Annotated in this window: 12 protein-coding genes and 1 pseudogene; 9 read left to right on the plus strand and 4 right to left on the minus strand. The window is 75.1% G+C overall.

Annotated features, from left to right (window positions below; translation table 11 throughout):
* Nucleotides 1–38: 38 nt before the first annotated feature.
* The 3 genes from uraD to OU787_RS29070 form a co-directional block, all read right to left on the minus strand.
* Nucleotides 39–545: a 2-oxo-4-hydroxy-4-carboxy-5-ureidoimidazoline decarboxylase gene (uraD, locus tag OU787_RS29060; RefSeq protein WP_157852356.1), complete on the minus strand. Its 507-nt coding sequence runs from the start codon at nucleotides 543–545 to the stop codon at nucleotides 39–41.
* A gap of 152 nt (nucleotides 546–697) precedes the next feature.
* Nucleotides 698–1,069, minus strand: coding sequence for a helix-turn-helix domain-containing protein (locus tag OU787_RS29065; RefSeq protein WP_030460518.1), 372 nt, complete (start codon nucleotides 1,067–1,069; stop codon nucleotides 698–700).
* Nucleotides 1,066–1,362 (minus strand): thiamine-binding protein, encoded by a 297-nt coding sequence (locus OU787_RS29070; protein WP_232794979.1) that lies wholly within the window; start codon nucleotides 1,360–1,362, stop codon nucleotides 1,066–1,068. Before OU787_RS29070 ends, OU787_RS29065 begins: the two co-directional genes overlap by 4 nt.
* A 364-nt stretch (nucleotides 1,363–1,726) precedes the next feature.
* Here OU787_RS29070 and OU787_RS29075 point away from each other — a divergent pair, with 364 nt between their 5' ends.
* From OU787_RS29075 to OU787_RS29115, 9 genes and pseudogenes are all read left to right on the plus strand, one after another.
* A complete protein-coding gene (locus OU787_RS29075; protein WP_030460520.1) occupies nucleotides 1,727–2,572 on the plus strand; it encodes a TIM barrel protein in 846 nt (281 codons plus the stop codon).
* 72 nt (nucleotides 2,573–2,644) lie between these two features.
* Nucleotides 2,645–3,532: a 2-hydroxy-3-oxopropionate reductase gene (locus tag OU787_RS29080; RefSeq protein WP_030460521.1), complete on the plus strand. Its 888-nt coding sequence runs from the start codon at nucleotides 2,645–2,647 to the stop codon at nucleotides 3,530–3,532.
* 425 nt (nucleotides 3,533–3,957) lie between these two features.
* Nucleotides 3,958–5,082, plus strand: a complete 1,125-nt coding sequence (locus OU787_RS29085) for a glycerate kinase (RefSeq protein ID WP_268661143.1) — start codon at nucleotides 3,958–3,960, stop codon at nucleotides 5,080–5,082.
* 113 nt (nucleotides 5,083–5,195) lie between these two features.
* Complete coding sequence (allB, locus tag OU787_RS29090) at nucleotides 5,196–6,551, plus strand: allantoinase AllB (RefSeq protein ID WP_030460523.1); 1,356 nt, start codon at nucleotides 5,196–5,198, stop codon at nucleotides 6,549–6,551.
* 104 nt (nucleotides 6,552–6,655) lie between these two features.
* Nucleotides 6,656–7,507: pseudogene (alc, locus tag OU787_RS29095) on the plus strand (allantoicase); the annotation flags it as partial.
* 327 nt (nucleotides 7,508–7,834) lie between these two features.
* Nucleotides 7,835–9,295: a catalase gene (locus tag OU787_RS29100; RefSeq protein WP_268661944.1), complete on the plus strand. Its 1,461-nt coding sequence runs from the start codon at nucleotides 7,835–7,837 to the stop codon at nucleotides 9,293–9,295.
* Nucleotides 9,296–9,477: 182 nt separating this feature from the next.
* Nucleotides 9,478–10,266: an IclR family transcriptional regulator gene (locus tag OU787_RS29105; protein WP_268661144.1), complete on the plus strand. Its 789-nt coding sequence runs from the start codon at nucleotides 9,478–9,480 to the stop codon at nucleotides 10,264–10,266.
* A gap of 52 nt (nucleotides 10,267–10,318) precedes the next feature.
* Nucleotides 10,319–10,948: a GNAT family N-acetyltransferase gene (locus tag OU787_RS29110; RefSeq protein ID WP_268661145.1), complete on the plus strand. Its 630-nt coding sequence runs from the start codon at nucleotides 10,319–10,321 to the stop codon at nucleotides 10,946–10,948.
* Nucleotides 10,949–11,021: 73 nt separating this feature from the next.
* Nucleotides 11,022–12,170, plus strand: a complete 1,149-nt coding sequence (locus OU787_RS29115) for a hypothetical protein (RefSeq protein WP_268661146.1) — start codon at nucleotides 11,022–11,024, stop codon at nucleotides 12,168–12,170.
* Between the two features lie 22 nt (nucleotides 12,171–12,192).
* Here OU787_RS29115 and OU787_RS29120 read toward each other — a convergent pair whose 3' ends face one another.
* Nucleotides 12,193–13,248, minus strand: coding sequence for a helix-turn-helix domain-containing protein (locus OU787_RS29120; protein WP_268661147.1), 1,056 nt, complete (start codon nucleotides 13,246–13,248; stop codon nucleotides 12,193–12,195).
* Nucleotides 13,249–13,339: the final 91 nt, after the last annotated feature.

Raw genomic sequence — 13,339 nt, forward strand, 5'->3', positions numbered from 1 at the left:
AGACCTCACTGAATGGCAGGAAGTGACTGTCCGTCAATTCATTGCTTGACGTCAAGCAGTTGATCGAGGCGAATCTCGTTGATCTTGCGCAGCTCCTCCCGGACGTTCTCCGCCTCGGTGGCGGTGTCGTTCGGGTACCGCTCGCGCAGCGCGGCGAGCATGCCCTCCGCGGTGCGGCCGGTCGCGCAGATCAGGAACACGTGGCCGAACTTCGCCTCGTAGGCGGCGTTGGCCGCGCGCAGCTCGTCCAGCACGGCCGGGGCGGTGCCCCGGATGCCGGCCTGCTCGCGCTCGGAGGTGGCGTCGCCGGCCTTCGGGGTGCCGATCCGGGCGTGCCCGGCCATCGCGTCGTGCAGGTCGTCCGCGGAGAGCTCCGCCATCGCCTTCGCGTTGGCGGCGGACAGCTCGGCGCGGTCGTGCCAGGGGCGGGACGCCGCGACGGCGGCGGCCCAGGTGGGGCTGGAGCAGACCTCCAGCAGGATCTCCCGCAGCCCGGACGCGCCGGTGGCGGCCAGGGCCGAGAGAGCAGGGGGTGGCTGGGTCACGGTGGACCTCCTGAGGGTTGGTGCCACCCGCACAAGCTAGATGGGCCGCAACAGGCCGTCAACACTTTGTTGAACTGTTTGTGCTGACAGCACACGGCGCCGGGTCCGCGACCCGGCGCCGTGTGCGATCCGCCAAAGCAGGGCCCGGCGGGTCAGTCCTTCTCCTGCCGGTTCAGGTAGTTGTACACGGTGAACCGGCTGACCCCGAGCGCCGACGCGACCGTCTCCACCCCGTGGCGGACGGTGAATGCGCCGCGCTCCTCCAGCAGGGCGACGACCCGCTGCTTGTCCGCGCGGTCCAGCTCGGTCAGCGGCCGCCCGTCGAACTGCCGGACCATCTCGGCCAGCAGCCGGTCCAGCGCACTGCTCAGGTGCGGCAGCCGCACCGCCAGCGCGGGCGCGCCGTCCCACTCCAGGACGACGTCCTCCGCGCGGGCCTCGGCCGGCGCGACCGCGGTCGCGCCGACCGCGTCCAGCAGTGGCCGCAGGGCGGCGGTGAGCGGGTGGTCCAGGGCGTCGCTCACTGCTTATCCCCTCCTTCGGATCCTTCCGGCCCGGGCGCCGCGGGGGTGCCGGGCCGCTCGTCCAACACACTGACCTGGACCGAGATCCGGCTCGCCCCCGCCGCCAGGGTCTCCCGCAGCAGTCGGGTGACGGCGGCCAGGGCCGGCTCGGCGTCGCCCTCGGCGCTGGTGCCGAACGGCCCGACCGAGACGGCGAGGCCCGCCTCGTCCACCACCCGGCGCGCGGCCTTGGCGTGCTCGGGGAACCCGTCCAGTTCGAACGGCTCTGTCGTGAACTCCACCATCAATCGCACCCGCCCACCTTAGACCGACCGGCAAATGGAGGGCGGCGTCGCGGGCCGATGGCTGTCGCCCGGACGGCTTCTCCTCAGTCGCCGTGGCTTCGCCACGGCTCCCTCGTCGGCACCGCCCGGACTCGGCCCTCGACCCGCTCCTTCACCCACCCTCCATTTGCCGGTCGGTCTCATCGATCCGCCCGGTCTGGTCGATCGGACAGTGCCGTCCCGCAGCGCGGCCGGGAGTTCGGCTGCTTCAACAAATTGTTGCGACGTTCTTGACAGTCCGGCCGGGCGGCGGAGAAGCTTCCATCAAGCAGAATCCAGCTTCCGGATCGTGGAAGTTGCCCGGCGGGCGCCGCCCGGCGAGAGAGCGATTGAGGTGAACGACGTGACCGCTGCCGCCCAGCACCGCTTCACGGTCAACCTGTCCATCCTGTTCGGCGAACTGCCGCTGCTGGAGCGGCCCGCCGCCGCGGCCGCGGCCGGCTTCACCGCCGCCGAGCTCTGGTGGCCGTTCGGCGAGGACCACGCCCCCGGCAACGCCGAACTCGACGCCCTGGCAAGCGCGTTCGAGACCGCCGGCGTCCAGCTCACCGGCCTCAACTTCGTCGACGACCTGACCCGCGGCGCCCGCGGCACGCTCTCCGTCCCGGCCGAGAGCGAGCGCTTCCGGGAGAACATCCCGGTCGCCACCGCCCTCGCCGAACGCCTCGGCACCGGCGCGCTCAACGCCCTCTACGGCAACCGCGTCCCCGACGCCGACCCCGCCGAACAGGACGCCCTCGCGCTGGAGAACCTCGCCCTCGCCGCCCGGGCCGCCCACTCCGTCGGCGCGGTCCTGCTGGTCGAGACCCTCAACAAGGCGGAGTCCCCGGACTACCCGCTGGTCACCGCCGCCGCCGCGGTCGACGTCGTCGACAAGGTCAACGCCGCCACCGGCCTCGGCAACGCCAAGTTCCTCTGCGACCTCTACCACCTCGCCCGCAACGGCGAGGACCCGGCCGCCGTCATCGACGCGTACGCCGACCGGATCGGCCACGTGCAGATCGCCGACACCCCCGGCCGCAACGAACCCGGCACCGGCGAACTCGACTTCGAGGACCTGTTCGCCCGCCTCACCGCGGCCGGCTACCGGGGCCGCATCGGCCTCGAGTACCGCCCGGCCGGCGGCGTCAGCGCCGAGAGCTTCGACTGGCTGCCGCGCGAACTGCGCGCCGCGCGCTGAGCCCCGCGCTGAACCCCGGGCGCCGAGCTCTCCTTTCCCCTCAAGACCCTCACACGTAAGGACCCGCACGCGATGAGCCGCAAGATCGCCTTCATCGGCCTCGGCATCATGGGCAAGCCCATGGCCGTCAACCTGGTCAAGGCCGGCCACCACGTCACCGGCTACAACCTCACCCAGGAGCCCATCGACGCCCTGGTCGCGGCCGGCGGCCACGGTGCCGCCTCGATCGCCGAGGCCGTCGCCGACGCCGAGGTCGTCATCACCATGGTCCCCGCCGACCCGCACGTCGAGCAGGCCGTCCTCGGCGAGGGCGGCGTCCTGGAGAACGTCAAGGCCGGCACCCTGGTCATCGACATGTCCAGCATCACCCCGCAGACCTCGATCAAGGTCGAGGCCGCCGCCAGGGCCCGCGGCGTCCGCACCCTGGACGCCCCCGTCTCCGGCGGCGAGGCCGGTGCGGTCGAGGCCGTGCTCTCCATCATGGTCGGTGGTGAGGCCGCCGACTTCGCCGAGGCGAAGCCGCTGTTCGACGCGCTCGGCACCACCGTCGTGCACGTCGGCCCGGCCGGCGCCGGCCAGACCGTCAAGGCCGCCAACCAGCTGATCGTCGCCGTCAACATCCAGGTGCTGGCCGAGGCCGTGGTGTTCCTGGAGAACGCCGGCGTCGACCTCGCCGCCGCCCTCGACGTGCTCGGCGGCGGACTGGCCGGCTCCACCGTGCTGAACCGCAAGAAGGGCAACATGCTCGCCCGCGAGTTCGCCCCCGGCTTCCGGATCGACCTCCACCACAAGGACATGGGCATCGTCACCGACGCCGCCCGCGCCGTCGGCGCCGCGCTCCCGCTCGGCGCGGTCGCCGCCCAGCTCGTCGCCTCCGCCCGCGCCAACGGCGACGGCTCGCTCGACCACTCCGCCCTGCTGCGCGGCGTCGAGCGGCTCTCCGGCCGCGAGGTCAAGTAACCGACGGGCCGGCAACGGGGGCCCGGCCGCTGGAGGCCGGGCCGCCGCAGGCCCGACAACCGACTCCCCCTGGCGGCGTGTACCTGTCCGGTCGCGCCCGCGTCGCCAGGGGGGCACCACCCCCTCCCCGCCGAGGGGAGCCTCCCGCACGTCGGAAGCGGGACGGGAGGTCGGCGGGGAGGGAGACTCCTCACCAGGGGTTCGGGGGACGGCGCGCACCGGCGCCGAACCGCCGGCCGTCTCGGGGCCCGGTGGCGAACCGCCGGCCGTCTCGGGGCCCGGTGGCGAACCGCCGGCCGCCCCGGGGCCCGGCGCCGAACCGCCGGCCGTCTCGGGGCCGGGTGGCGAACCGCCGGCCGTCCCGGGCCCCGCTCCCGCATCCCCCAGCTCCCTGACAGTTCCTCCCCGTGAAAGGCCGGTCCGCCGTGCGAGGTCATGTGGTCGTCGCCCCCGACAAGTTCAAGGGGTCGCTGGAGGGCGCCGAGGTCGCCGCGCGGATCGCCGCCGGGATCCGGCGGGCGGTGCCCGGCCTCGAGGTGCGGGAGCTGCCGGTGGCCGACGGCGGCGAGGGGACGCTCGCGGCGGCGCTCGCGGCGGGCTTCTCCCGGGTCGAGGTGAAGGTCGCCGGGCCGACCGGCCTGCCGGTGGTCGCGGGGCTGGCCGTGAAGGGCGAGACCGCGGTGGTCGAGTTGGCGCAGTCCTCCGGCCTGGCCCGGCTGCCCGGCGGCCGGACCGCGCCGCTGGCGGCGGGCTCGTACGGGGTGGGCCAGCTGATCGCCAAGGCGGTCTCGCTCGGGGCGACCCGGGTGGTGCTGGGCCTGGGCGGCAGCGCCTGCACCGACGGCGGTGCGGGCATGGTGCAGGCGCTGGGCGTCGAGCTGTACGACGCGGACGGCGCCCCGCTGCCGCCCGGCGGGGCCGCGCTGCGCCGGCTGGCCCGGGTGGAGCCGGGCCCGCTCGCGGAGCGGCTGCGCGGGGTGGAGGTGATCGTCGCGTGCGACGTGGACAACCCGCTGCTCGGCCCGCGCGGCGCGGCCGCCGTGTACGGCCCGCAGAAGGGCGCGGACGCCGCCGACCTGGTGGTGCTGGAGGAGGGGCTGACCCGCTGGGCGGACGCGGTCGCCGACCTGACGGGCCGTGAGGTCCGCGGTGCGGCGGGCGCGGGCGCGGCCGGCGGGGTGGGTTTCGCCGCGCTGGCGCTGCTGGGGGCGGCCATGCGGCCCGGCATCGAGCTGCTGCTGGAGCTGCTGGGCTTCGAGCGGGCGGTGCGCGGGGCGCGCCTGGTGGTGACCGGCGAGGGCTGCCTGGACGAGCAGACCCTGCACGGCAAGGCCCCGGCGGGGGTGGCCGAGGCGGCGGCCCGGGCCGGGGTGCCGGTGGCCGCGGTGGCCGGGCGGCTGGAGCTGGCGGAGCGGGAGTGGCGGGCGGCGGGCTTCGTGTCGGCGCTGGCGCTGGCCGACCTGGCGGGCGATCCGGCGGAGTCGATGGCCCGGGCGGGCGAGCTCGCGGAGCTCGCGGGGGAGCGGCTGGCGGTCGCGCTGCTGGCCTGACGGTTTGTTGAATTCTCGTACGTTCACACATTGACGTTTTGTTGAAGGCGAGCCTAGGCTCCCACCACTCCTTCGACCCACCCTCGCTGTTCACGACGCTCGGAGGTCCCCTCATGCCCATCGGCGACACCGCGGTGATCCGCTCCCGGCGGGTGGTCCTGCCGGACGGCGAGCGCCCCGCCGACGTGCTGCTGCGGGCCGGAAAGATCGAGCAGGTCGCCCCGCACGGCACCCTGCTCGCCGGCGACCGGCAGCTCACCGACCTCGGCGACACCGCGCTGCTGCCCGGCCTGGTCGACACCCACGTGCACGTCAACGAGCCCGGCCGCACCGACTGGGAGGGCTTCGCCTCCGCGACCAGGGCCGCCGCGGCCGGCGGCGTCACCACGATCGTCGACATGCCGCTCAACTCGATCCCGCCGACCACCACGGTCGAGGGCCTGGCCGCCAAGCGGAAGACCGCCGACGGCCAGACCTGGGTCGACCTGGGCTTCTGGGGCGGCGCCGTCCCCGGCAACACCGCCGACCTCGAACCCCTGCACCGCGCCGGCGTGTTCGGCTTCAAGTCCTTCCTCGCCCCGTCCGGGGTGGACGAGTTCCCGCACCTGGCCACCCCCGCCGACCTGGAGGCGGCGCTCGCCGAGCAGGCCCGGATCGGCGCGCTGGCGATCATCCACGCCGAGGACCCGGCGGTGCTGGCCGCCGCCCCGCAGGTCCCCGGCACCCACTACCGCGACTTCCTGGCCTCCCGCCCGGACGGCGCCGAGGCCGCCGCGGTCGCCGCCCTGCTGGCCGCCGCCCGCCGCACCGGCGCCCGGGTGCACGTCCTGCACGTCTCCTCCGCCGCCGTGCTGCCGCTGCTGCGGCAGGCCCGCGCCGACGGCGTCGACGTCACCGCCGAGACCTGCCCGCACTACCTGACGCTGGCCGCCGAGGAGGTCCCCGACGGGGACACCGCCTTCAAGTGCTGCCCGCCGATCCGCGACGAGTCCAACCGCGACCTGCTCTGGCAGGCCCTCGCGGACGGCGAGTTCACCGCCGTGGTCTCCGACCACTCGCCCTCCACCCCCGACCTCAAACTCCTCACCCGGCACGGCGGCAGCGGCGACTTCGCCGCCGCCTGGGGCGGCATCGCCTCGCTCCAGCTCGGCCTGCCCGCCGTCTGGACCGAGGCCCGCCGCCGCGGCCACACCCTGGCGGACGTGGTCCGCTGGATGGCCGCCGGACCCGCCGCACTGGTCGGCCTGACCGGCACCAAGGGCGCCATCGCGCCCGGGTACGACGCCGACCTGGTGGCCTTCGACCCGGACGGCGAACTCACCGTCCGCGCCGAGCGCCTCCACCACAAGAACCCGGTCACCCCCTACGCGGGCCGCACCCTCACCGGTCTGGTCCGGCACACCTGGCTGCGCGGACGGACCGTCGACCCCGACGGCGCCCCGCACGGCCGCCAGATCACCCGACCCTGACAGTCCAACGCCGATAGAAGGAGCACCAGTTGAGTACTGACCTGACCTCGAACGCGCCGTTCACCGAGCTGGTCGACCTGGCCTCCCGGCTGCTCGGCGCGGGCGTGGTCGCCACCAACGAGGACACCTTCGCGGACGCCGAGAACCTGCTGGTCGCCCAGCCCGCCGAGTTCCGCCCGCACACCTTCGGCCACAAGGGCCAGATCATGGACGGCTGGGAGTCCCGCCGCCGCCGCGGCGCGAGCGCCGAGCAGCCGCACCCCACCGACGAGGACCACGACTGGGCGGTCGTCCGACTCGGCGTCGCGGGCCGGATCCGCGGCGTGGTCGTCGACACCGCGCACTTCACCGGCAACTACCCCGAGACCGCGTCCGTGCAGGCCGCGTCCGTACCCGGCCACCCCTCGCCCGAGGAGCTGGCCGCCGCCGAGTGGACCGACCTGGTCCCGCGCACCGCGCTCAAGGGCGACACCGCGCACCTGTTCCCGGTCGACGACCCGACCCGCTGGACCCACGTCCGCCTGAACATCTGGCCCGACGGCGGCGTCGCCCGGCTGCGGGTGCACGGCGAGGTGCTGCCCGACCCGCGCGACCTGGCCGGCCTCACCTTCGACCTGGCCGCCCAGGAGTACGGCGGCGTCGCCGAGGCCGCCTCGGACCGCTACTTCTCCTCCCCGCACAACCTGAACGCTCCCGGCCGCGCCTCCGTCATGGGCGACGGCTGGGAGACCCGGCGTCGGCGCGACAAGGCCAACGACTGGGTGCGAGTGGCCCTGGCCGGGGGCGGCGAGGTCCTGGCGGCGGAGGTGGACACCTCCTGCTTCGTCGCCAACGCCCCCGGCTGGGCCGAACTCGTCGGCACCGACGGGGAGAAGGAGACCGTCCTGCTGCCGCGCACCCGCCTGCAGCCCGACACCCGCCACCGCTTCCGGCTCCCCGCGGGCACCCCCGTCACCCACGTCCGGATCAACGTCTACCCCGACGGCGGCCTCGCCCGCCTGCGCCTCACCGGCCGCCTCACCCCCGCCGGCCAGGACGCCCTCGCGCTGCGCTGGTTCAACGCGCTCCCCGCGGGGAGGCCCGCGCGGCGCTCGCCGCGGCCGGCCTCGCCGAGGACCTCGCCGAGGCCCGCCCGCTCGCCGACGCGACGGCCGTCCGGCCGCTGTACGCGCACTGACGGCGCGTCACCCCGCGCGCTGACGGCACGCCACCCTCCGCGAGCCGTCAGCGCGCCACCACCCCCGCACTCCTCCTGTTCTCTGCACGCCCGAGAAGGATCACCCATGCCCAAAACCCTCAGCACCGAGTCCGGCGCGCCCGTCGCCGACAACCAGAACAGCGCCTCGGCCGGCGAGTACGGCCCGCTGCTGGTGCAGGACCAGCACCTGCTGGAGAAGCTGGCCCGGTTCAACCGCGAGCGGATCCCGGAGCGGGTGGTGCACGCCCGCGGGTCGGGCGCGTACGGGTACTTCGAGGTGACCGACGAGGTCTCGCAGTACACCCGGGCCGCGTTCCTCTCGCAGGTCGGCAAGCGCACCGAGCTGTTCCTGCGCTTCTCCACCGTGGCGGGTGCGCTCGGCGCCAGCGACGCGGTGCGCGACCCGCGCGGCTTCGCGGTGAAGTTCTACACCGAGCAGGGCAACTACGACCTGGTCGGCAACAACACCCCGGTGTTCTTCATCAAGGACCCGATCAAGTTCCCGGACTTCATCCACTCGCAGAAGCGCGACCCGTACACCGGCATCCAGGAGCCCGACAACGTCTGGGACTTCTGGGCGCACTCGCCGGCCTCCACCCACCAGATCACCTGGCTGTTCGGCGACCGCGGCATCCCGGCCTCCTACCGGCACATGAACGGCTACGGCTCGCACACCTACCAGTGGGTCAACGCCGAGGGCCGGGCGCACTGGGTGAAGTACCACTTCAAGACCAACCAGGGCGTCCGCTCGCTGGACGCCGCCCAGGCCGCCGAGACCGCGGGCGGCGACGCCGACAGCCACCAGCGCGACCTGCACCAGGCGATCGAGCGCGGGGTGTTCCCGTCCTGGACGCTGTACGTGCAGCTGATGCCGGTCGAGGACGCCGCGGACTACCGGTTCAACCCGTTCGACCTGACCAAGGTGTGGCCGCACGCCGACTACCCGCTGGTCAAGGTCGGCCGGCTGGTGCTCAACCGCAACCCGGAGAACGTGTTCGCCGAGGTCGAGCAGGCCGCGTTCTCGCCGAACAACTTCGTCCCCGGCATCGGCCCCTCGCCCGACAAGATGCTCCAGGGCCGCCTGTTCGCCTACGCCGACGCCCAGCGCTACCGGCTCGGCGTCAACCACACCCAGCTGCCGGTCAACGCCCCGCGCGCCGCCGAGGCCGCCAACTACGGCCAGGACGGCTACGCCGCGCTCAACCCGAACGGCCGCGGCAAGAACTACGAGCCCAACTCGTACGGCGGCCCCGCCCAGACCGACGAGCCGCTGCACGCCCCGCAGCCGCTCACCGGCCACACCGGCACCTACACCACCCCCGCGCACAGCAAGGACGACGACTTCTTCCAGGCCGGCGAGCTCTACCGGCTGATGACGGAGGGCGAGAAGTCCCGGCTGATCGCCAACCTGGCCGGCTCGCTCGCCCAGGTCGGCCGCGACGACGTGGTCGAGAAGAACCTCGCCCACTTCCACGCCGCCGACCCCGACTACGGCAGCCGCCTCGCCGCCGCGGTCGCCGAGCTCCGCTCCGCCCAGGAGGACTGACGCCCCGTCACCCCCTCTCGGGACCGGCCCCGGCGCGCGTGGTGCGCCGGGGCCGGTCCGGCATATGCGTGTCAAGGGCGCGGCCCTCCGCCGGGGCGAATATCCGGTGAGGGGACGGTGCGGACGCGGTGGGCTGGCTACGCTGGACGGGAGGCGGGACCGGCGACGGAGGGGGCGGAGCCATGTCGACGGCGAGCAGGGGCCGGGAGGACGGGTTGCTCGGATCGGGCGGCCCCGGCGGCGGGCCGTTCGGGACGCTGCGGCGGGCGCTGCGGCTGCTGGAGGCGGTCGACCGCCGCCCGGACGGCGCGACGCTGGCCGAACTGGCCCGGGAACTGACCCTGCCGCAGGAGCAAGTGCGCCTGCTGGCCGAGGAGTTGGAGACCGAAGGGTACCTGGTCGGGCTGGACGGCAGCTGGGCGCTCGGCGGCGCGTTCACCCTGCTCGGCACCCAGCACCGGGAACCGATGGTCCGGGCCCGGCTGCACCACCGGCTGGAGGAACTGCGCGAGGAGCTCGGCGCGGCCGTCTACTTCAGCCGCTACCACGACGGCGAACTCTCGGTCGAGGCGGTCTGCGCGGACGAGCAGGCCCCCGCCGTGCACGAGTGGGCGGACTTCCGGGCCACCGCGCACGCCTCCGCGATCGGCAAGTGCCTGCTCGCCCAACTCGACCACGACGCCCGGCTCGACCACCTCGCCCGGCACCCGGCCGCCCGGCTGACCGCGCGCACCATCACCGAGACCGACCGCCTGCTGCACCGGCTCGACCGGCAGCCCGCCACCGTCCCGGTGCTGGACCTCCAGGAGTACTCGATGGACACGGTCTGCGCGGCCGTCCCGATCGTGGCCGGCAGCACCGTCGGCTGCCTGGCCACCTCGCTGCCGGTCGCCCAGGCCCACCGGCTGCGCGAGGCCGCCGAACTGCTGGCCGCCCGGGCGACGCCGCTGATGCTGGCGATGGCGGTCTGACCACCCGTCAACCCGCTTGTCGAACAGCGCGTTCGAAGGAAGGATGCCGGGGATGAGCGACCATCCCCGACGGCCCGCCGTCCGCCCGTACCGGCCCGCCGACCGGGCCGCGCTGTACGACATCTGCGTGCGCACCGGCGAACTCGGCGGCGACTCCCGGCAGACCTACCCCGACCACGACCTGCTGCCGACCATCTTCGCCGCCCCCTACGCCGTCCTCGAACCGGACCTGGCGTTCGTCCTGGACGACGGCACCGGCCGCGCCGTCGGCTACGTGCTCGCCACCGCCGACACCCCGACGTTCGTGCGGCGCTTCCGCGACGAGTGGCTGCCCACCGTCACCGACCGCTACCCGCCGCCGACCGGCGAACCGGCCACCCCCAGCGAGGTGATGGTCCACCTGCTGCACACCCCCGAGCGGCTCCTGCTGCCCGAACTCGCCGACCACCCCGCCCACCTGCACATCGACCTGCTCCCCAGCCACCAGCGGGCGGGCCACGGACGGCAGTTGATGCACACCCTGCTCGACGCCCTGGCCGCCAAGGGCGTCCCGAAGGTCCACCTCGGCATGGTCACCGCCAACACCGCCGCCCGCGCCTTCTACGACCGCCTCGGCTTCCACCCCCTCCCCGTCTCCGACCCCGGCCCGCTCACCTACCTGGGCCGCCCCACCACCCGCTGAACCCCGCCACCCGCTGAACCCCGCCGCCCGCCCGCCCCGCTACGATCACCGCCGATCGAAGGGGAGGACGAGGATGAGGCTGTTCACGGGCCGCAAGCTCCAGCAGGCCGCCGAACTGCTGGAGCAGGCCCACCGGGCCGAGAGGGGCGGCGGGTCCGCCGAGGCCGAGCGCCTCGCCCGGCAGGCCGCCGAACTGTACGGCCGGGCGGCCGGCCCCGGAGCGGCGCAGACCGCGGGCGCGCTCGTCACGGTGAGCCGCGCACTGCGCGACCAGGACCGCACGGCGGAGGCGGAGCGCGAACTGCGCGCCGCACTGGCCGCCGACGGCCCGGAGCCCGACGCGGAAGCGCTGCTGCGCACCGCGCTCACCTCCCTGCTGCGCAGCGAGGGACGCTACCCGGAGGCGGTCGAGGAGATCGGCCGCGCCCTGGCGGTGGACGCCTCGTTCGCCCCCGCCGTGCAGGCCCGGCGCGCGAACGCGGCCCTGCTGGCCGACCTGGGCCGGCACCGGGAGGCGGCCGAGCAGTACGCCGGGCTCGCGGCCGCCGGCCGCCGGGAGCGGTCGTCCTTCGCCCTGCTGGCCGAGAGCAACCGGCTGGCCCAACTCACCTACCTGGGCGAGCACGAGGCGGTCGAACACGGCGCCGCCCGGCTCAAGGACGAGTCCACCCGGGCCCCCGAACCCGACGCCACCTGGACCAGGGTCTCGGCCAACAACAGCCTGGCGCTCAGCCTCGCCCTGCGCGGCCGGCACGCCGACGCCGAGGAACTCCTGCACCGGGCGCAGGCGGCGAACCCCGCCGACGACGCGTTCGCGCTGATCCTGCACGTCAACCTGGTGCGCGCGCTGCTCGGCCGGGGCCGCACCGGTGCGGCCCGCACGGAACTGGACACCGCGCTGTCCCTCGCCGACCGGCTGCCCGCCCTGCCCGACGCCGACCGCTCCGCGCTCGGCCTGGCCGCCGCCACCCTGCACCTCGCCGAGGGCGACCCGGCCGCCGCCGAACGCGCCGCCCGCGACGCCCTCGCGCTCTGCCCGCCCGGCGACCGCCCCAGCCACCGCACTCTGGAACTGCGCACCGCCCTCGGCACCGCCGAGACCCGCCAGGGCCGGGGCGGGGCCACGCTCACCGCCGCGCTCGCCGACTGGACGGAACACTTCGGACCGGACCACCACGGCACCGCCGCCGCCCGCGCCGCCCTGGCGGCAGCGGCGGCCTGACCCCGGCGGGTCGGCGCCGCGCCTACCCGGGTCCGCTCAGGGCCTGCCGGCGGTGGTCGCGGGGGGAGAGCCCGTACGCGGCGCGGAAGGCCCGGCTGAAGTCGTCGGGGCGCGGGATGCCGCAGCGCGCGGCCAGGGCGTGGACGGGGACGGCGCGCAGCGCCGGGTCGGCGAGGTCGCGGTGGGCCTGCTCCAGGCGCCGGCGGCGGATCCAGGCGGCGATGCTCTCGCCGCCGTTCTCCTCGGTGAAGACCCGGTGCAGGTAGCTGACCGAGACGTGGTGCGCCGCGGCGATCACGGTGGGGGTCAGCGCGGGGTCGTGCAGGTTGCGCCGGACGAAGGCCCGGACGTGCTCGACCAGGGCGCGCCGCCGGGCGGTGGGCGCCAGAGTGTCGGTGGTCTCCGACTCCTCGGCCAGCCAGGCGGCGACCAGGTCGACCAGGACCGGGCCGAGCCGCTCCGCGGTGGCGGGCGGGATCCGCTCGGCCTGCCGGTCCAGGCTGTGCAGGAAGTCGGCCAGCAGCGCGCCGGTGCCGCCCTGCGGCCGGTAGCTGCGGGCGAGCAGGCGGCGCAGCCGGTCCGGCGGTATCGGCAGCAGCGCGCGCGGGAAGTCGAGGCCGAGGGCGTCGACCCGGGGCCGGGGCGAGCCGGCGCTCCGGGCGCCGAAGGCCCGCAGGTCGTAGGGGCGGGAGCTGTCGAGCACGCTGAGGTCGCCGGCCCCGGAGGCGAACCCGCTGCCGTGCGGGCCGGACAGGTCCAGCGCCCCGTTGAGCAGCAGGGTGAGGTGGAAGACCGACGGGTCGGAGGAGCGCACCCGGGCGGCGGTGCGCCGGAACCGGGAGGACGGGAAGGAGGTGCCGAGGAAGGTCACCGGGCCGAGTTCCAGCCGCCGCAGGCCGGCCGAGAACCCGTCGGTGTGCGGGGTGCTGGCGTCGCACTCCCTGGTCAGGGTGATCAGGTCCCGCCAGGTCTCGAACCGCTCCTCCGCGTCGGCCGCCGCGGCCTCCCCGGCGGCTCCGGCCTTCCCGGCGGCTCCGGCCTCCCCGTCCGAACTCCCGGGCTCCGTCGTCGCGGTCATCTCCCGCCCACCTCCTGCTCCGTGCCGCGCGGCCCCCCGGACGGCGCGCTCAGCATGCCAGGTGCTCCGAGCTGCCCGAACACCCGGTACG

Origin of the sequence: Kitasatospora sp. YST-16 (genome assembly GCF_026802215.1) — a bacterium.
GTDB classification, from domain to species: Bacteria; Actinomycetota; Actinomycetes; order Streptomycetales; family Streptomycetaceae; genus Kitasatospora; species Kitasatospora cineracea.